General features: G+C 47.1%; 14 protein-coding genes and 2 pseudogenes. 10 read left to right on the forward strand and 6 right to left on the reverse strand.

Features of this window, described 5'->3' with window-relative positions; genetic code table 11:
- Positions 1 to 306: 306 nt before the first annotated feature.
- Entirely contained in the window at positions 307 to 882 is a 576-nt protein-coding gene (locus ABTV53_RS01980; RefSeq protein WP_433750032.1) for a TetR/AcrR family transcriptional regulator, read from the reverse strand.
- Entirely contained in the window at positions 879 to 1,610 is a 732-nt protein-coding gene (locus ABTV53_RS01985; protein WP_433750035.1) for an MBL fold metallo-hydrolase, read from the reverse strand. Before ABTV53_RS01985 ends, ABTV53_RS01980 begins: the two co-directional genes overlap by 4 nt.
- Before the next feature lie 429 nt (positions 1,611 to 2,039).
- Between ABTV53_RS01985 and ABTV53_RS01990 the strand changes: the two genes are divergently transcribed.
- Both ABTV53_RS01990 and ABTV53_RS01995 read left to right on the forward strand, forming a co-directional pair.
- Positions 2,040 to 2,504: an RrF2 family transcriptional regulator gene (locus ABTV53_RS01990; protein ID WP_433750037.1), complete on the forward strand. Its 465-nt coding sequence runs from the start codon at positions 2,040 to 2,042 to the stop codon at positions 2,502 to 2,504.
- Between the two features lie 280 nt (positions 2,505 to 2,784).
- Positions 2,785 to 3,411, forward strand: a complete 627-nt coding sequence (locus ABTV53_RS01995; protein WP_076215923.1) for a nitroreductase family protein — start codon at positions 2,785 to 2,787, stop codon at positions 3,409 to 3,411.
- A gap of 132 nt (positions 3,412 to 3,543) precedes the next feature.
- Here ABTV53_RS01995 and ABTV53_RS02000 read toward each other — a convergent pair whose 3' ends face one another.
- Both ABTV53_RS02000 and ABTV53_RS02005 read right to left on the reverse strand, forming a co-directional pair.
- Positions 3,544 to 4,227, reverse strand: coding sequence for an S-layer homology domain-containing protein (locus ABTV53_RS02000; protein ID WP_433750040.1), 684 nt, complete (start codon positions 4,225 to 4,227; stop codon positions 3,544 to 3,546).
- Between the two features lie 117 nt (positions 4,228 to 4,344).
- Complete coding sequence (locus ABTV53_RS02005) at positions 4,345 to 5,205, reverse strand: AraC family transcriptional regulator (RefSeq protein WP_433750042.1); 861 nt, start codon at positions 5,203 to 5,205, stop codon at positions 4,345 to 4,347.
- A gap of 235 nt (positions 5,206 to 5,440) precedes the next feature.
- Here ABTV53_RS02005 and ABTV53_RS02010 point away from each other — a divergent pair, with 235 nt between their 5' ends.
- The 8 genes and pseudogenes from ABTV53_RS02010 (at position 5,441) to ABTV53_RS02045 (ending at position 12,955) form a co-directional block, all read left to right on the forward strand.
- The gene (locus tag ABTV53_RS02010; RefSeq protein ID WP_433750046.1) at positions 5,441 to 6,496 is read left to right on the forward strand and encodes a lactonase family protein; all 1,056 of its coding nucleotides are present in this window, start codon (positions 5,441 to 5,443) and stop codon (positions 6,494 to 6,496) included.
- A 241-nt stretch (positions 6,497 to 6,737) separates the two neighbouring features.
- The gene (locus ABTV53_RS02015) at positions 6,738 to 8,132 is read left to right on the forward strand and encodes a helix-turn-helix domain-containing protein (protein WP_433750049.1); all 1,395 of its coding nucleotides are present in this window, start codon (positions 6,738 to 6,740) and stop codon (positions 8,130 to 8,132) included.
- A gap of 435 nt (positions 8,133 to 8,567) precedes the next feature.
- Positions 8,568 to 8,759: pseudogene (locus ABTV53_RS02020) on the forward strand (rhamnogalacturonan lyase); the annotation flags it as partial.
- Between the two features lie 119 nt (positions 8,760 to 8,878).
- Positions 8,879 to 9,148: pseudogene (locus ABTV53_RS02025) on the forward strand (rhamnogalacturonan lyase); the annotation flags it as partial.
- Between the two features lie 441 nt (positions 9,149 to 9,589).
- A complete protein-coding gene (locus ABTV53_RS02030) occupies positions 9,590 to 10,669 on the forward strand; it encodes a sulfate ABC transporter substrate-binding protein (RefSeq protein ID WP_433750052.1) in 1,080 nt (359 codons plus the stop codon).
- A gap of 87 nt (positions 10,670 to 10,756) precedes the next feature.
- Positions 10,757 to 11,593, forward strand: a complete 837-nt coding sequence (gene cysT / locus ABTV53_RS02035) for a sulfate ABC transporter permease subunit CysT (RefSeq protein ID WP_433750055.1) — start codon at positions 10,757 to 10,759, stop codon at positions 11,591 to 11,593.
- A 67-nt stretch (positions 11,594 to 11,660) separates the two neighbouring features.
- Positions 11,661 to 12,536, forward strand: a complete 876-nt coding sequence (gene cysW, locus ABTV53_RS02040; protein ID WP_433750058.1) for a sulfate ABC transporter permease subunit CysW — start codon at positions 11,661 to 11,663, stop codon at positions 12,534 to 12,536.
- Positions 12,537 to 12,715: 179 nt separating this feature from the next.
- Positions 12,716 to 12,955 (forward strand): YezD family protein, encoded by a 240-nt coding sequence (locus tag ABTV53_RS02045; RefSeq protein WP_433750061.1) that lies wholly within the window; start codon positions 12,716 to 12,718, stop codon positions 12,953 to 12,955.
- A 28-nt stretch (positions 12,956 to 12,983) separates the two neighbouring features.
- Here ABTV53_RS02045 and ABTV53_RS02050 read toward each other — a convergent pair whose 3' ends face one another.
- Both ABTV53_RS02050 and ABTV53_RS02055 read right to left on the reverse strand, forming a co-directional pair.
- Complete coding sequence (locus tag ABTV53_RS02050; RefSeq protein ID WP_433750063.1) at positions 12,984 to 14,621, reverse strand: extracellular solute-binding protein; 1,638 nt, start codon at positions 14,619 to 14,621, stop codon at positions 12,984 to 12,986.
- A 248-nt stretch (positions 14,622 to 14,869) separates the two neighbouring features.
- Positions 14,870 to 17,191, reverse strand: a complete 2,322-nt coding sequence (locus ABTV53_RS02055) for a helix-turn-helix domain-containing protein (RefSeq protein WP_433750066.1) — start codon at positions 17,189 to 17,191, stop codon at positions 14,870 to 14,872.
- Positions 17,192 to 17,427 lie beyond the last annotated feature (236 nt).

The raw sequence follows: 17,427 nt of genomic DNA on the forward strand, positions 1-17,427 counted from the left end.
CACCTTTGGAGAGGAACGGGCGATGTACATATTAGAGAAGCGCGTAGGTGTGAGGGCAAAAGTGTGGTTGAGAGAGAGGGCGGATCAAGCATGGCCCAGATTGCCAAGTGAAATGGGACTGGAGAACTCGCATATGTTTCAGACACTCATCACCATGAGCAATGGGAGTTATAGCTAGATTCTCAACAATAATCATCCCACTGCAGGCGGCGAGGTGTGAACATGAATCTGTAGTGAGGGCCAGTCAGAGGCACCAATCATGGTATCTCGCAACCGAAATGCCTTTTTCGTGATGAAACATGTGGTTTACTTGTCCTGGTGAAGATGCTTTAGTCCTTGGAGGAAGGCAGATACGGTCAGACGCAGACTTTCGTCTGGGTCAAAGTCCATGCCGAAGCCGCCTTGTGCCTCGATAGAGGCAAAACCATGGCAGAGGCTGCGCAAACCACGAACGGCGTGTAATGCTTCCGCTTCGGTTAGCGGGTAGGGCTGCAAGCTGTGCAGCAGCAACTCCAGCGTAGCTGTGCTGGCCGCGGCGAGCTGTGGCTCCTCGCGGTCCGGGGCATGAAATGAGGCTTCGTACAGCCCGGGGTGCTCGCGGACGAAGCCAATGTATGCCGCAGCGATGGCCTGGATGGCATCGTCGCCTGTGCGGTCAGCCGTAGCCGTGGTTAATGCGCGGCTGAGCTGTTGTACGGACATCAGCGCCATTTCCTGGCGAAGCCCGGGAAGTCCGCTGATGTGGTTGTAGAGTGACGGCGAGCGCACATCCAGCCGCTGGGCGAGTGCGGCCAGTGTCAGCGCCTGAAAGCCGTCGCTGTCAGCAAGCTGGGCGGCAGCGCTGAGCAGAGCGCCGCGATCCAGCCCTTGCCGGGGGCTCATCGTTGCCCTCCGGCAAGGTCGAACCGCTGCTGTGCATCAGCGGTTGCCGCGCGCATGGCGGCCGCGGGCTGGCGCAGCATCCGTCCGTGGCCTACAGCCAGCACGGACGGTTCCAGCTCCGCCAGGCGCTTCGCGCTGGCCAGAGCCGCTTCGCGGTTCCACGTTGCCAGCGCGGGGAACGGGAAGAGCGGGCGCATGCGGCCAGATACGGCAAGGCCACCGTGCAGCTGGTACGCGTCTCCAGCGATGAGCACGCGGCTGCGCGTATCCATGAAGGACATATGTCCCGGCGTATGTCCTGGTGAGGCAATGGCGACCAGTGACCCAATCTGGTCACCGTCATCCAGCAAGCGGTTTGGCTGGGTGTGCACCGCTTTGGGCTTGGGCACGCCGCCGCGTACCGGGGTTTGAGGCTCACCGGGAAGAAGGGAAGTATCACCCGCCAATAGCCGGGCATCCCGTCTGGAGATGAAGACCTCGGCTTGGGGCAGTGCTTCTGTGAGATGATCCAATGCACCAATATGGTCGCTATGCGCGTGAGTCAGAATGATCTTGGTAATCGGCTTCCCAAGGGACTGGGCAGTTGCCAAAATCCCTTTAAGACTGAAGGGTATTCCGGCATCAATCAGGGTTAATCCATCTTCCTCTTCAACCAGGTATACGTTCACAGGGAAGAGTCTTGGAAAAAACGTCACTTGAACGACATCAACTTCTCGGGTGATGCGCATCGATAAACCCTCCTTAAAACTAATGATATTAGTATAATAACTAATGGTATTAGTTTTGGCAATACCCGGTTTTCACTTCGTTCCAATAAAAAAAATTTAAATAATGATGAACTTTACAAAAAAAGCGTTTTCAAATTGAAGATTACCGATTATAATAATCACGTAAGCCCTTTCATATGTCTATCTTATTGGAGCCCTTCGCGTAGCGAAAGGCTCACTTTTTTGTTCTTTTTGGATTAAAATGAAGACGGGATGTTAAACCTAGCTTAATTGGTTGGATAAGCTGTAAGTATTGGTATAACAGGAAAAATCACGTTTGATCTCCATCCTGGGTGAAAGTTGACAAACATAACTGTTATTCATATAATGACAGTTATACTTACCTTGGGTGAAGTTCATCGGTGTTGTAAACCGGGAAGGGAGTAAGTAATGAACAGCGAATTTACCATAGCGGTACATTGTCTTGTTTTTCTGTCGATGAGAGATGAGTGTATGGCCAATAGTGAAGATTTGTCACAAAGTGTGGGTACACACCCGGCCAGAGTCCGCAAGGTACTTAGTGTTCTGCGCAAGCATGGTTACCTGACGACCAAGGAAGGTGCTCATGGTGGGTACTTGCTTAGCCGTCCAAGTGAAGAGATCAAGCTGGGAGAATTGTACAGACTGGTAGCTGGTGGCTCACTCGGTCCCAACTGGTGCTCAGGGGAGTCCGGTTCATCGTGCGTGGTATCTTCCAATATGCAGGATGTGATGGGGAACATTTATAATGGTGGCGAAGAGGCACTCAGCGCTTATTTTGATCGTATATCCATCCAGGATGTGAAAGAACGTATAGGTCGTGGGGATGCATGTGAGTTATCACTAGATGGATTGCCTGCTAAAGAGAAGTCCTGACAGATTCCATAATCAAAGGTCATTCGAGATCTGGCCTTGGTTTAGTCAGGCGTGATAGTAAGGTTCATGTGGTCGACTGGTTAGGGTGTGGGCTTATGCTCCGGTGAAAGATCCATCGATGGTTTTAAAGCGATTCCGGGCATAACGTGAACACAGATGAGGAGAAATCGTCTGCGCTGATGTTATTTCCGGAAGGCAAATCCTTGGTAGAGTATTCTTCAAGATCACCTTGCGGAAAGTAAAGAAGTATAAACAAATTAAATTCTGGGGAGTGGAACACATGTCAGGCATTGAAAAAAATGAAACACTTCGCGTTATTAGCGAACGCCATGCTGTCAAAAAGTACGAAAAAGGATTTGAATTGCCTGAAGCTGATCTCAATGCGATTTTGACAGCAGCTGCGGAAGCACCATCTTCATGGAACCTGCAACACTGGAGATTCCTCGTAATCGAATCTGAAGCAGACAAAGCGAAATTGCTGCCAGTTGCTTATGGTCAAAGTCAGATCGTGGAAAGTTCGGTTACCATTGCTGTTCTCGGAGATTTGGAAGCGAACCGTAACACGGTAATCTACGATCAAGCTGTTGAAGCAGGCGCACTGACTGCTGAGGTTCGTGACGCATTGGTTGGACAGATCAACGGTGCTTACCAAAGCCCGCAAATCGCTCGCGATGAAGCGATCCGCAATGCATCTTTTGCTTCCCAAAACATTATGCTTGCTGCACGCTCCCTGGGTTACGATACATGTCCAATCGGTGGATATAATCCACAAAAACTGATCGAAACATTTAACATTCCTGCACGATTTGTGCCAACGTTATTGATTACTGTAGGTAAAGCTGCACAGCCAGCTCGCCCGTCAGGACGTTTACCGTTGTCTGAGGTTGTTGTTAAAGGTTCTTTCTAAGTTAGAACTTTCTAAGTTATAAAGCTACAATCTGATGATCGCATCAGTGATATAGGTATCATACAAACAGCCGTACTTTCCTGCTGAGGGAAGGTGCGGCTGTTTGGCATATTGCTTTCCACCATGAAATGATTACTTCTCAGGGGTTTCCGGGATTTGTGGTGCATGGAACGACTCCATGTACTCGATTGCGTTATACATCATAACAGCTGCTTCGGCACGAGTAATCGTTTGTTTGGGATTGAAGTTTCCGTTGTCATCCAGTTCATTGATTTTGAGAACGAGTGAACGTTGGATAGCACCTTGATACTCTGGCGTAAGTTCCTGTTCGTCGGTAATGTCCACAGGTTTGATATTAATCATCGGCAGACCGCCTTTGGCCTCGATGCCTTGCATCAGGAACAGGGTGAATTGTTCACGAGTGAGCGGTTTGGACGGATCGATATCCTGTGACATTTGAATGCCATTATATTGGGCGCGGATAAATGCGTCACTATACCACACGCCATCTTTTACAGCAGAGAAGTAGTCACTTGGTACCGGCATTTTGATAAAACGAATTGTGTCCAGATTCAGATTCAGTCCGTCCGCAATCAGTTGAATGCCCTGTGCGGTATATAACTCCAGTTCAGGTTTGAACAAGCCGTCGCTCACACCTTTGATGAATCCATCCTGATGGAGAGATTCGATTTGGTCTGCTCCTGCGATACCTTGAATATCCGTGAATTGGGCCTGCGCAGCGTTGATCGGGCCTGCACTAAGAGACAGCGTGAGCAGAGCCCCCGCAGTTAATGTAGCCAGTATATTTTTTATCATAATAGGTTCGCCTCACTTTTCCAGGGATGATCCCTTTATATAAAAGTTATTTGCCCCTATAGACGACCCTACTGTTCAAAAGGTTGCTGGAATTTGCCAATGGGATAGATAGGTCATCTATCCTTTGGATTTATTTCGATAATCCGTAGGTGAACGTCCCATCATTTTGCTGAACAGACGGGAGAAGTAGTACGGGTCCTTGAATCCAAGCTCGGAACTGATCTGCTTCACGGTCCAATCGGTAAAATCCAGGTAGCGGCAGGAATGCTGGATCTTGAGCCGCAGGAAATAATCGATGGGTGAATGCCCGGTCGCTTGCTTGAACAACTGTGAGTAATGAGGGACAGACAGCCGGGCATGAGCCGCCAGTTCCTTGAGGGTGATTCCGTTCTCCAGGTGCTCCAGCATGTATTGAACGGATTGTTCTGCCGCACGTTTGCTGCTCACAATCCCACCATCTGTTCCTGTCGTCTCCGGTCCATAAGCGAGCATACCGAGCATATAACCGATAATCTGAGAGGCATATGTCATCGTCTGCATGGAGTAACCCGTTTCTAACGCGCCGTAACATTCATGAAAAAGCTCAAGCCATTTCTGAGCCTTGGCCGGTGGCATGGTAGTAATATGATGAGTTAATAATGGTTCTATGTAGGTTAAAGCGTGTTCCCCGCGTAGATGAATCCAGAAGATGCTCCATGGTTCAGCTGCATTGGCACCATACACATGGGGAGTATGTGCAGGCAATATGACGAGATTTCCCGGACTGACATCATATGTCTTGCTGCCATCCATCGTATACCAGCCTGTGCCTTGGGCACAGTACATCAGAATGTGTGATTCACAACCATCGGGACGGTCACGATAATGATGTTCCGCTTCGTGAAAGTAACCGATATCGGTAACGTATAATCCGGACGTGGCCGGATAAGCTGCGGTTTCTTGCAGCAGTGAGTCTGGAAGCACCATGAGTTTTTGCATACGAAATCCGTCAGATTTACGCTGTAGGGGTGGTCTGTTGTTAGGTCTCATACTTTGTATTATGGTGAGCGGGGGTAAGGGAGTCAATGACAGATATGAGAGCGCTGAGCGGAGTTATTCTGAATATAGAAAGCCACGTTACAGGAAGTGAAGCAGTTGCCCGTGAATTGGGTAAGTATATAAGAGTGGGAAGAATCAGACCAGTGAATATATAGGATAAGGGAGAGATTGAGATATGGAACCAGTCACAACTCAGGAAACACTTTTTTATACAGGTACGTATGTGTCAGCGGATGAACCAGGAATATTTCTATGTGCATTGAATGCGGATACAGGAGAGATGCGGATCGTCAATCACATGGATGGCGTGAATAATCCGTCTTATCTGGCACTCTGCCCGGATGGTAACTGTCTGTATGTGGCGAGTGAGACGGACGAGGGAGAGGTCTTGGTGTATCGCAGAGATGCGGCTACGAGTGAACTGCACCTGATGGATCGAAAGCAGACCCGCGGGGCTTCTCCATGTTATGTGTCTGTCTCCAAGGATGGTCAGTGGGTGTTCTCATCCAACTATAGCAGCGGCAGTGTCAATGTATTTCCGATAGGCGATCAGGGGACGCTTGGTGAGATGAGTGCATGGGTGGAGCACACGGGAAGTGGAATCAACGAGGAACGCCAGGAAGGGCCACATGCTCACTCCATTCAACCAGATCCGTCTGGACAGTATGCTGTCGTATGTGACCTCGGTCTGGATCAGATCATTGTGTATCGGTTGGAAGAAGGACGTCTGGTAACCCATCGTGAGATGGATCAGCCACCAGGCGCAGGGCCAAGGCATCTTGTGTTCCATCCCAACTCGAAGTGGGCATATGTAATTAACGAATTGAACAACACGGTTACGGCATTCCTATACGATGAGCGCAGAGGTGAGTTCACTACGGTGCAGCACATTTCCACACTTCCAGAAGGGCATAAAGGCGAGGGTACCGCTGCGGACATCCGTGTATCTCCATGTGGACGTTTCCTGTATGCATCCAATCGGGGAGATGACAGCATCGTACTCTATCACATTGACCAGGAGAGCGGTGAGTTAGAAGCCGTTGAGTGGACGTCCACGATTGGGCAGACACCGCGTAACTTTAATATTTTGCCAGGTGGAATTCTGGTCGTGGCGAATCAGGATAGCAATAACCTCGTAGGTTTCCAGATCAGCGAAGAAGACGGACGTCTGACGCATAACGGGTTCAAGCTGGAACTGCCTCGCCCGGTATGTATTGCGCCTGTAGTATAAGTGGTAATTCGGTGAAGTGAGAAGTGTAAGTGCAATATTACATCTAAAAAAGAGGTCTACAAGCTGAGAAATCATGGGAGAACACATGGTTTCTCAGCTTTTTTAGTTTTCATAAGAATAACTTGAAAATAGTGGCAATTATCACATTTTTTTATTGACCATCGTTCGAACGTTCATTATGATCAGAATATATAGTGATTAAACCTAAAATCTGGATGTTGCACGAAGGGTGGTGCTTTCCTTGGAACCTGCAAATTCAATTCGGGAGAAATTAACCCACTTTATTGATAAGAACAGCATGACGCTCTCCCGATTCTCAGAAGTATCTGGCATCAATACAGGCACAATTAGTCGTATTTTACATGGGAATCGTCCCATATCGGTGAGTCAATTGATTGCGATCTCATCAGGAATGGGCGTGGCAGCGGATCATTTTTTTGCCGACTACGTGGAAGAATGTTTCGCTTATTCCGTCTCCATGCGGCGGATCAGACCGTTTATTCTCCGAAGTGCGGAATTGAATCGGTTGGACTGCATTGAGCAGATTCTTCATCGTCTACTAGACGACCTGGATTATGCGACAGAATTATTTGAGATGGCTGAACAATTATTTGAACAAAATCAGCGGTCTGCCGCGGCATTGTTATATAAAAGTGTGAGTGAAGTTGAGAAATATCAGCATTCTGAACGGCTTGCGATGTGTCAATACCGGTTGTTTCTAATTGGACAAGGAGAGAATCTGGAGGAAAATCTAAAGGCGGCTATCTTGTTCGAGCCCTATGTTGACCGGTTGGATGAGGGATACCAATTGGACGCGCTGAAACATTTGATTCATGTGTTTATGGCTGTTCATAAATGGAATAAGGTTAACGCGCTTTGTCACAAAATGCTGCTTTTAGCACAGATACAGTATGAGGCAAATAACAACCGTAAACGTAAGAATCACGAGATGAAACGTACGGAGCGACCATTGTACTTTTATATATTGTACTCCTGGTTAATCCAATCCACTGTATATGAGGAGCACAGGGACTATGTCCGAGCACTCGACTTTGTGAAGTTATATGCTGACGGACAAAGATGGGTAAAAGAGGACGACGAAGAATCTCGTCGTATATTGAAGCAGTTTGAAGAGTGGGCTGTAGCGAATACGTATCTCTATCGTTTGATGTCAGGTGAAGTGGAGGTTATTCCCGATTATGCAGACTATGTTGAGGGACGCAAAGACGAAATCTTCATGGCCCTTCGATATATAGTACAAGCTGCAAATAAATTTGGCGTAAACATTGATGCCATTTTGGATCGATTCTCTGACTATATCCCCTTACGCACATACAAGACAGAGTTTGGAGAGTACAATCATTCAATTATGGGTGAGAGTTACGCACAGTTTTTAAGTGATTTGGGAGTATATAATCTTACCAAACATCGTCAGGATGCAATTAATCTAATTTTAGAAGGTTTGCATTTTTCAGTTAAGATAAATAGTGATCGGAATATTATTACGTGCATGACCCTGTTTGAGGAATACAGGGATCAGGCTGATTCAGTTGCAAAACAAAAATTTAAATTATTATCAAGTGAGGTGCAGCGGATCAATGCAGAAAAAAGTGTCGCTTTTGTTGATTCTGTGTAGTGTTGTAATCGTTACGAACCCTATAATCTATACATTGATGGGACATGGAGCGGGTGGTGGCTGATTGTTGTAGTACATGAAAATCGTGTATTCAAGGGGTTTAAACAGCATTCTCAAATTTATTGAGAGTGCTGTTTTTTATGAAAATTTATTATCTACATCAAACTGTTCTTCCGATTACTAAATTAGACCTATAGATGGAATTATATGTTTAATTTAAAATGAATATATTAAAGCGCTTACATAAAAGACGGCGCTAAAAGGGCATCGGGCTTACCACTACAATTGGGGAGGCAATTGTTTATGGGGAATCGATCATCATTGTGGAAATACATATTACGTACAGCCGGAGTATCCCTGCTGAGTTCCGCCTTGCTGGTTACTTCGCTTGGTCTGGGCAACACACCAGTAACGCATGCAGCGGGTGCTAGACAGATGGAATATCTGGATCGCGGTGTGGTTGCTGTAAAGACCGGGACAGGTGTGTTTGTTAGTTGGCGTCTCTTGGGTACGGAAGGTTCGAATGTATCGTTTAACGTCTATCGGGATGGAACCAAGGTGAACGCTACGCCCATAACGAATAGCACGAACCTTCAGGATGCAAGCGGGACAAGCAGTTCCAAATACACAGATCGCGCTGTAGTCAGTGGAACGGAGCAGGCCGCTTCAGCGGCAGCGAACGTATGGGGCAACAACTATCTGTCTATACCGCTCAGTGTACCTGCAGGTGGGACAACGCCCGATGGAGTAGCTCTACGCCGAACCTGCAGGCCGATCTGTTCGGGGACTGGAGAGAGGAGGTTGTGTGGCGGACGAATGACAGCTCAGCGCTGCGGATCTACACCACAACAGCAGTTACCGACAAACGCATCTACACGCTGATGCATGATCCGGTGTACCGTCTTGGCATCGCTTGGCAAAATGTAGCCTACAATCAACCGCCGCACACTGGCTTTTATCTGGGAGAAGGCATGAACACACCACCGGTACCCAATATCCGGTATGAGGGCAGATGAGGAATGGACCAGGCACGGCAGTCCAATTCCATTCCTGTTTACAATAGCCAGCGAAGCATGGGATTCGCTGAAGGGAACAACGGACGCGGGTTCGTTGTTCCTCTTTTTTTTACCAATAGGCCAGAAATCCGGTAAAAATCGGAAAAAACGTTTGACAGGTATATAGACTGCCTTTATTATACGTATATAACTTACTAAACAGGTAGGAATAATAAAAATGATGATCTGAACAGAATACGTTCTCACCGTATAGACGGAGGAACACCGCAGCGCATCCTTTCCGGGTGGAGCATGCACGGCCTAGGGCCGACATGACTTTATGGGGAGAAGTGCGCAGGGGTTCCTCCGTCTTCTTGTTTTTTTACGGGCGTTCGATCCTGTTCAGCCGGCCTGAGGTAGTCATGCAGATCTATATCGTCTATATCGGGGGGAGTGTTAATCATGAAAAAGAGAATTCACAAGGGTATTCTGGTTGGTCTGGCACTGGTGTTAACAGGGGTACTGGCAGCATGCGGATCGGATAGCGGCGGGTCCAGTGCAGCAGGAACATCGGGGGGAGCGGAAGGCGGAAAAGAAGGGGCCAAGGCCATCGAGTTGCTAAATGTTTCCTACGACCCAACGCGCGAACTCTATGAGCAATATAACAAAGCATTTGCGGCGCAATGGTTGAAAGAGAAAGGTCAGGAAGTAACCATCAAGCAATCTCACGGGGGATCGGGCAAACAGAGTCGTTCTGTCATTGACGGATTGGATGCGGATGTGGTGACGCTGGCATTGGGATACGACATTGACGCGATTGAAGATAAAGGTCTGATTAACGAAGGCTGGCAGGATAAATACGAGCATAACAGCTCTCCGTATACCTCTACGATTGTATTCCTTGTACGTAAAGGCAATCCCAAAGGCATCAAGGACTGGGATGATCTGATCAAAGGGGATACCCAAGTCATCACCCCGAATCCCAAAACGTCCGGCGGAGCACGCTGGAACTATCTGGCGGCATGGGGATATGCCCTTAAGCACAATAACAATGATGAAGAGAAAGCGAAGGCATTTGTTGGTGAATTGTTTAAGCATGCGCCTGTACTGGATTCGGGGGCTCGCGGATCTACGACAACGTTTGTTGAACGTGGCATTGGGGATGTGCTGCTTGCCTGGGAGAATGAAGCTTTCTTATCTGTAAAAGAGTTGGGTCCGGACAAATTCGATATAGTCGTGCCTTCGGTTAGTATCTTGGCTGAACCACCGGTTGCGATTGTGGACAAAAATGCAGACAAAAAAGGAAGCCGCGACGTGGCCGATGCCTACCTGAAATATTTGTACAGTGAAGAAGGACAGATGATTGCTGCTGAAAATTATTACCGCCCAACGCTGGATAGCGTGGAGGAAAAATTCAAGGATCAGTTCCCTGCGCTTAAACTGTTCACGCTGAAAGATGTATTTGGAACATGGCGGGATACTCAGGCCAAACATTTCAATGACGGTGGTATCTTCGACCAGATCTATGTTCCGGGCAGCTAAGATTGCGCTGTTCATAGAAGACCGGATCAATCGCGCTGTAAGCGGCCAACCAGCCTTACCGGCTGAAGGCAGAGAGGATGAACGTGCATGAGCAAGGTGATGGTGGCGCGGAGACGCCCATTGCCGGGATTCGGATTAACGATGGGTTACAGTGTACTCTACCTGAGCCTGGTTGTACTTATTCCACTGGCGGCGCTGTTATTTAACTCAACAGGGCTGACGTGGGCAACCATGATTGAGGTTGCGACCAATCCCAGGGTGCTGGCTTCCTTCCAGGTCAGCTTTCTGACCGCAGGTGCAGCGGCCCTGATTAATCTCGTGCTGGGGTTACTCCTGGCATGGGTGCTTGTTCGGTATGAGTTTCCTGGTAAAAGGCTGTTTGATGCAGTCATTGATCTGCCTTTTGCCTTGCCAACAGCGGTAGCAGGGGTTGCCCTTACGGCGATCTATGCCGGCAATGGCTGGATTGGGCAGTTTGTAGAGCCTTTGGGCATTAAGCTCGCCTATTCACAGGCCGGGATTACGCTTGCGCTGATGTTTATCGGCATTCCATTCGTGGTTCGTACGGTGCAACCGGTGTTGGAGGAGCTGGAGGCTGAGGTGGAAGAAGCGGCTGCCACACTGGGCGCAGGAAGATGGCGAATATTCCGTACCATTTTGCTGCCGGATCTGATTCCGCCACTGCTGACCGGATTCGCTCTGGCCTTTGCCCGGGGCATTGGGGAATACGGCTCCGTTGTATTTATCTCAGGTAATATGCCGATGAAAACGGAGATTGCCCCCTTGCTGATCATGGCCAAGCTGGAGCAGTTCGATTATGCAGGTGCTACAGCTGTAGCTTTGCTGCTACTTTTAGTCTCTTTCATCCTGCTACTGATTATCAATTCCTTGCAACGTTGGAGCCGGAAGGCGGGCAGAGCATGACGATAAAGCATGATGGAAAAAGGGCATTAGAAGACTTCACTCACCCAAACCAAAGGAGGTGCAGCATATGGCGGGTTCTGTCCAACTGAGCCCTGTTCCACCCGCAAGAGCTGGCCGCGGAACAAACCGTGCAACAACGGAAGCTCCATGGGTCAAATGGTTGTTGATTGGACTGGCGAGCCTGGTACTCCTATGGCTGCTTATATTGCCACTGGTCATTGTGCTTATGGAGGCCCTGAAACAGGGCTGGGGTGTGTACATCGCCGCTCTTACCGAGCCGGATGCCATGTCTGCACTGAAACTCACGTTATTAGTTGCGGCGATTACGGTGCCGCTGAATACGATATTTGGTGTGGCCGCTGCATGGTTCATTACCAAGTTCCAGTTCAAAGGCAAGGGACTTATGATCACCCTGATTGATCTTCCCTTTTCGATCTCACCTGTGGTGGGCGGCTTGATCTTTGTATTGGTCTTTGGTTCGAATGGGTGGTTTGGGCCGTGGCTGTCCGAACATAATATCAAAATCATTTTTGCGCTGCCAGGCATTGTCATTGCGACACTGTTTATTACGTTCCCCTTTGTAGCGAGGGAGTTAATTCCACTCATGGAGGACCAGGGAACCCGGGAAGAGGAAGCAGCGGTTACGCTGGGTGCTTCCGGGTGGCGAATCTTCTGGAGTGTAACCTTGCCCAACATCAAATGGGGGCTGCTGTACGGTATTATTCTGTGTAATGCCCGTGCTATGGGCGAGTTCGGAGCGGTATCAGTGGTGTCCGGACATATCCGCGGAGAGACGAATACGCTACCGCTGCATGTGGAAATTTTGTATAACGAATATCAATTCTCGGCTTCATTTGCCGTGGCGTCTTTATTACTTATTCTGGCTCTCGCCACGTTGCTGCTCAAGAGCTGGCTTGGACACAAAGCGGTTTCGGAAAAGTGATACAAAGCAGATCAATTTCATAATAAGATTAAGAAGAAAATACAGATTGACAGCTACTGGAAGCCCTGCTAATGTATAAACCAAGTATATAGGTTGGATAAGAATGAATTATAAATCGGTTGGTTGACAATGCATTGAGGACTATAGCGGGCAGTAGCCCGAGAAGAGGAGGCAGCTCTATGGCTAAGCCGTTAAAAGTGGATGAGGTATGGCTCGACCGAATTGCCGGACAGCTGAATGATATGGAGTTTGGTTCTTTGCACATCGTGGTGCACGAAGGTCAGATTGTGCAGATGGAGCGGACCGAACGCAAGCGTTTTGAGAACACGCCTTCAGGCAGCGCCTCCAAATCCGGAAGCACGCCACGAAGCAGTTCAGCCCGTTCACTACGCGGATCGAATGCGAGTGCGAAGGGATAGAGAGTGACGTGGCTTCCCAACGACCTACCTATTGCGTGCGACTTGTTTCCTTATGCTCCTTATACCAGTCATTCGCTTCAAGTAGCACCTGCTGCCCGCCTGCGTCCATGAATTCTTCCACAAAGGTATCGAAATACCCCACAGGTTGATCGCCAGTAATGATGGAGATGTACGCTCTGTCTCTCATGCGAATCAGCTCAGATGAATATTGAATCAGGGCAGGGGTTGCAACCTCCAGACGATTATAGATCCCATGCTCCGTCAACCCTGCAGATGCAGCCCACTTTTCACGGTTGTCCGAGATTGTACCTGGAACCATCATGCCAATACTTGAGCCGATCCTATTCGTATAATTCTCCATTCGGTTATATGGAGGAAGTAAGTGGAATGAATTTGAAGCATCAGCGTTCCAATTCCAGTGTTTTCCTGGAAGGCCATACTCCATTTTGATCTGCTCCACCGGATTGGGGTTGGCACTTACATAATCGAGTATCTGCAAAATTCTCTCCAGTTTTCCCGGCTCCTTCGCAGCCTCAGCACCTATAGCAATAAAATTCATCAGCAGATTGTTCCCTTTTGAACCGCTATGTCCTTCAGGACCAATAACTGGAGAACCAAATACAACCTCTGCGGTTGCGTTCTTCTGTAGTAGCTCATTGACATTGAACGAGGGTTCCACCGGAGTTTCTTGTCCATTTTCATTGAGGACACTGTAATCTCCCTCTTGATTCCAATGATAATAGTTGCCCATTGAGGTCATCCCAATTTTTTCATTAATAAAAGCATGGGATAGATGTTTATAGCCACCTTTGTTTTCACCAGTTATGAACTCAGGGTCGATAATTCCGTCCCGATACCACTTTTGCATATAAGTCAGGGCTGTTTTCATTTCAGGCTCCAAAGCGCCAATCACCAGTTGGTTATTTTTTTCGTTAAAATACATCTGCTCGGTGAAAACGGACTGTCCAAAAGCGCCAAAAACCACATTTAAACCCTCTCTGGATAGGCCATACGTATCTTGTTTACCATTTCCGTCCGGATCATCTTTGGCAAAGGCATACATAACCGTTTCAAATTCATCTAATGTCTTCGGGACGTCCAGACCAAGCTTCTTAAGCCAGTCCTCTCGGTATACAACAGGGGTTCGATAGATGTTGGTCTGATTAATGGCCGGAATTCCATACAAGGAGCCGTTTATTTTTCCATACTCTAAATAACGTGAATCATAATCGCGAATTCGCTGTACGATATTTGGCGCATATTGTTCAAGTACATCCGGGGGGATTTCCGCTAAGACCCCTTGCATTTGATACTTAAGCAGATCATGCGGCTGCCTGATCCTGAACAAATCGGGTATTTTCCCTTGAGCAAGCTCTAGATCCAGTAGTTCCTCGTACCGCTTGTTTTCAAGGTTCCACACGTCCAGATCGACAACAAATCGATCCTCAATATATGCAATCATTTCAGCGTCTTCAGGAACAGGGATATTCTGATGCATGGTCCAGGATATCGTATACTGTGGTACTGTATTCTTCTCAGCGCTTGCTATATGGTCCTGCTGCACTTGTGCTGTTTCTGTGTTTAGAATGGTACAACCGCTCATCAATCCTATAAGAATAGATGTAGCAATCAATAGACATAACTTTCTTGAAAGGTTGAGGTTCATAGCAACTCCTTTACTAATTTTAAATTCTATATAGCTTCAATTTAACATTCACAATAACGGAGAGGACAGAAAGAACCTGAAGAAGCGAAGCTAAAAGCTTTCTGAAAGAAAGCTGCATCGTAAGCATATGCCTCGCCTTTATTCCCGGATTTCCCCTTTTAGAAAAGGGATCGAAGAAATCTGGGAATAACAGCGATCGGAAGGTTGTTCTGTCATCGGAGTGCCCGTGTAAATATTCCTAATTGAACCTATATAGATCCCTGTTCCATTAAACTGCGCATGAAGTTTTTGGGTGTACAGCCGTGAATTTCTTTGAACTTCTTAATGAAGTAGGCAGGAGTACGGTAACCGACCGTACTTGCGACCTGCTCAACCGTAATTTCACGCTGTGTCATGAGTTCCCGTGCGCGTTCCATTCTCTGATTCGTAACATATTCGGAATAACCAATCCCAGTTTCTTCCTTGAAGAGTTTACTGAGATATTTAGGGCTGATGAATACTTGTTCTGAGACATGATCCAGCGTGAGATCGCCAGATAAGTGCTCGTGAATATAGGCTTTGACCGCCGAGATGGTATCTACACTTCGTACCTCACTTCGCTTCTCCATATGCATCACAAATTCGGTCACGAGATGAATCATCCATTCCGAGTATCGGTTGATATTGTAGAACAATGAAAATTGCTTGTACAAATTCAATGAATTCGCCTCGGCGGGCTGCCAACGTACCTGATGAATACATTCAGCGTAAATAGATACTGTTTTTAATAATATGATCCGACTGTATTCGGCTGAATATGGGCCTTCCTTTAATGTCGCGACCAATTCCTGAATGGCCTGAACCGCACCTTGCACATCCCGAGTTTGTAATTTCTTCTCCAAATTTACGAGGTATGAGTCCGAAATTTCCAAGCTGCTGGTTTCCCTGTTCAGAAGATCAAGATCCTGAATGGCAGACTGATCGGGAAAGAAATAGCTGTATCGAATCAAGGTATTCGCCTGATGATAGCTTGTGTGAATCTCCGTGAAATGCTCTACCCATCCGCCCAGTGATAGGACAAAATCCAGACCGAATCTCGTTCTTGCCTCCGTGTGAATAAAGTCCACAATGAGATCAGAGAGAGGTTCTTCGGATTGGTTGGTACAGATGATTACTGCTATTTTGTGATCCTGCAATTCCTCTGCCAGCAGTTGAGTTCCTTCCAATTCTGCCAACTCCAGTTGCTGGATCATCGTGTACAACGTATGCTGCAACTGTCGTGGCTGCAGATCCTTCCACTTCTCATTGACCGGGTCAATGACGATGCAGCGGAAGCGAGTATACGCCATTGAAATATGAACAGATTGCAGTTGCTGCGTAAGCTCCTCGGGTGTAAACCGGTTATTTAACATGTTCAGCATGATACTATGTTTAATCATCTTATGATTGGCCTGGAGTGTTTCTTCCAGACTATCGACTTTATTGGACAGACTGTTAATGGTTGTATCGATAAACCGATATTCGTCCTGCTTTAAGCTGGTTGGGCTATCCATCCGGCTCTTGATGTTATTCAGGATTCGCTTAAGAGGACTATAGTTGGCCCTCGTGAAGATGGACGACATCGCGATCCCAACCGCAACAGCCAATAAGCCGAGAAGAACTGAAATTTCCTTCAAGCTATCCAACTTATAATAGAAGCTGTCATTAGGCGTGGTTGTGTAGATTCTCCATGCATTTCCTTTAAATTGATCTTGAGTTACAACTTGCGAGTCATAGTTAAATACAGGCGTAAAGCTCTCTTCTGATGAATGAAAAGAAAGCAGCGACTGCGTTAAATTCTCCTCCGTGGAGGTGCCTATCAACGTTTTGTCTGTGGCAGAGATGACGGTTCCATCCTGATCGATGATTAATGTATTTGCATAGTCAGCAGGGAGCATGTTTTGAATGATCTGACTAATCGCTGACTCTTTGATGTCAATCGCAATCAGGGCTTTGCTATCTTGTCCTGTTGATTGAAACGGGTAACTATGGACATAGGAAATGAGAGGACTCATGTTGCTCTGTTCCCGTGATTCGATATATGCATCCTGAGGAACCATGCGAGTCTTCATCCATAAGGAACTTTCTGGAGTCTCTTTCATCGCAGCAATCCAATCCGTCGTATGATCCATACTCGAAGGTGTGTCCTCATAGAGCAATAGACCATATACAGATGAGACGATGAAGTGGTTCTTCGTATCGTACACATGAATGGCTTCAATGAGATCGGAATAATTTTGCACCATATTTTTGAGGGACTGTTCGATGTCCAGAATTTTGCTGTGGTTTCCTTGTAAGCTATCTAAATTGATATTTGCAGCGTTACCGAGTGCCAGGGACAGATAGACCTGATTCACCTTCTGGATCACGGAGCTCTCAATAGTATTGACCGTGCTTTTCAGCGACAATTGATTATTGATGCGGATCTCTTTGCTGTATTGATGGGAGAAGAAGAGATAGAAAATAGAGCCGAAAAGAAGCGCAATGACAAGAACAACAGCGAGGTAGGAAAGAACCATTTTGGATCTCACAGACTGAAATGGCTTACGCATTCTTTATCCCCCTTCATTCTTTATTTCTAAACAACTTCATCATTATATAGCAGGCCGAGGACTAGATATCATGTTGACCGAAATTTAACAAATTCCCCCTTTACATTTTACATCCATTTAATAAAGCGTTTACATAAAAACATATCATAATTAACGAAAGTAGGTTCTACTCTAGTTTTTTAGGGCAGAAATCATCGGAACGTACGATATTGATATAAAACGGAATATGTTCTATA

Source organism: Paenibacillus amylolyticus (genome assembly GCF_050990605.1).
Classification (GTDB): domain Bacteria; phylum Bacillota; class Bacilli; order Paenibacillales; family Paenibacillaceae; genus Paenibacillus; species Paenibacillus amylolyticus_H.

Excerpts from the sequence above, each read along its gene's own strand:
- ABTV53_RS02000 (WP_433750040.1), bottom strand. The coding sequence starts at position 4,227 with ATGATAAAAAATATACTGGCTACATTAACTGCGGGGGCTCTGCTCACG.
- cysT (WP_433750055.1), top strand. The coding sequence starts at position 10,757 with ATGAGCAAGGTGATGGTGGCGCGGAGACGCCCATTGCCGGGATTCGGA.
- ABTV53_RS02030 (WP_433750052.1), top strand. The coding sequence starts at position 9,590 with ATGAAAAAGAGAATTCACAAGGGTATTCTGGTTGGTCTGGCACTGGTG.
- ABTV53_RS02010 (WP_433750046.1), top strand. The coding sequence starts at position 5,441 with ATGGAACCAGTCACAACTCAGGAAACACTTTTTTATACAGGTACGTAT.
- cysW (WP_433750058.1), top strand. The coding sequence starts at position 11,661 with ATGGCGGGTTCTGTCCAACTGAGCCCTGTTCCACCCGCAAGAGCTGGC.
- ABTV53_RS02050 (WP_433750063.1), bottom strand. The coding sequence starts at position 14,621 with ATGAACCTCAACCTTTCAAGAAAGTTATGTCTATTGATTGCTACATCT.
- ABTV53_RS01980 (WP_433750032.1), bottom strand. The coding sequence starts at position 882 with ATGAGCCCCCGGCAAGGGCTGGATCGCGGCGCTCTGCTCAGCGCTGCC.
- ABTV53_RS02045 (WP_433750061.1), top strand. The coding sequence starts at position 12,716 with ATGGCTAAGCCGTTAAAAGTGGATGAGGTATGGCTCGACCGAATTGCC.
- ABTV53_RS01985 (WP_433750035.1), bottom strand. The coding sequence starts at position 1,610 with ATGCGCATCACCCGAGAAGTTGATGTCGTTCAAGTGACGTTTTTTCCA.
- ABTV53_RS02005 (WP_433750042.1), bottom strand. The coding sequence starts at position 5,205 with ATGCAAAAACTCATGGTGCTTCCAGACTCACTGCTGCAAGAAACCGCA.
- ABTV53_RS02055 (WP_433750066.1), bottom strand. The coding sequence starts at position 17,191 with ATGCGTAAGCCATTTCAGTCTGTGAGATCCAAAATGGTTCTTTCCTAC.
- ABTV53_RS01995 (WP_076215923.1), top strand. The coding sequence starts at position 2,785 with ATGTCAGGCATTGAAAAAAATGAAACACTTCGCGTTATTAGCGAACGC.
- ABTV53_RS01990 (WP_433750037.1), top strand. The coding sequence starts at position 2,040 with ATGAACAGCGAATTTACCATAGCGGTACATTGTCTTGTTTTTCTGTCG.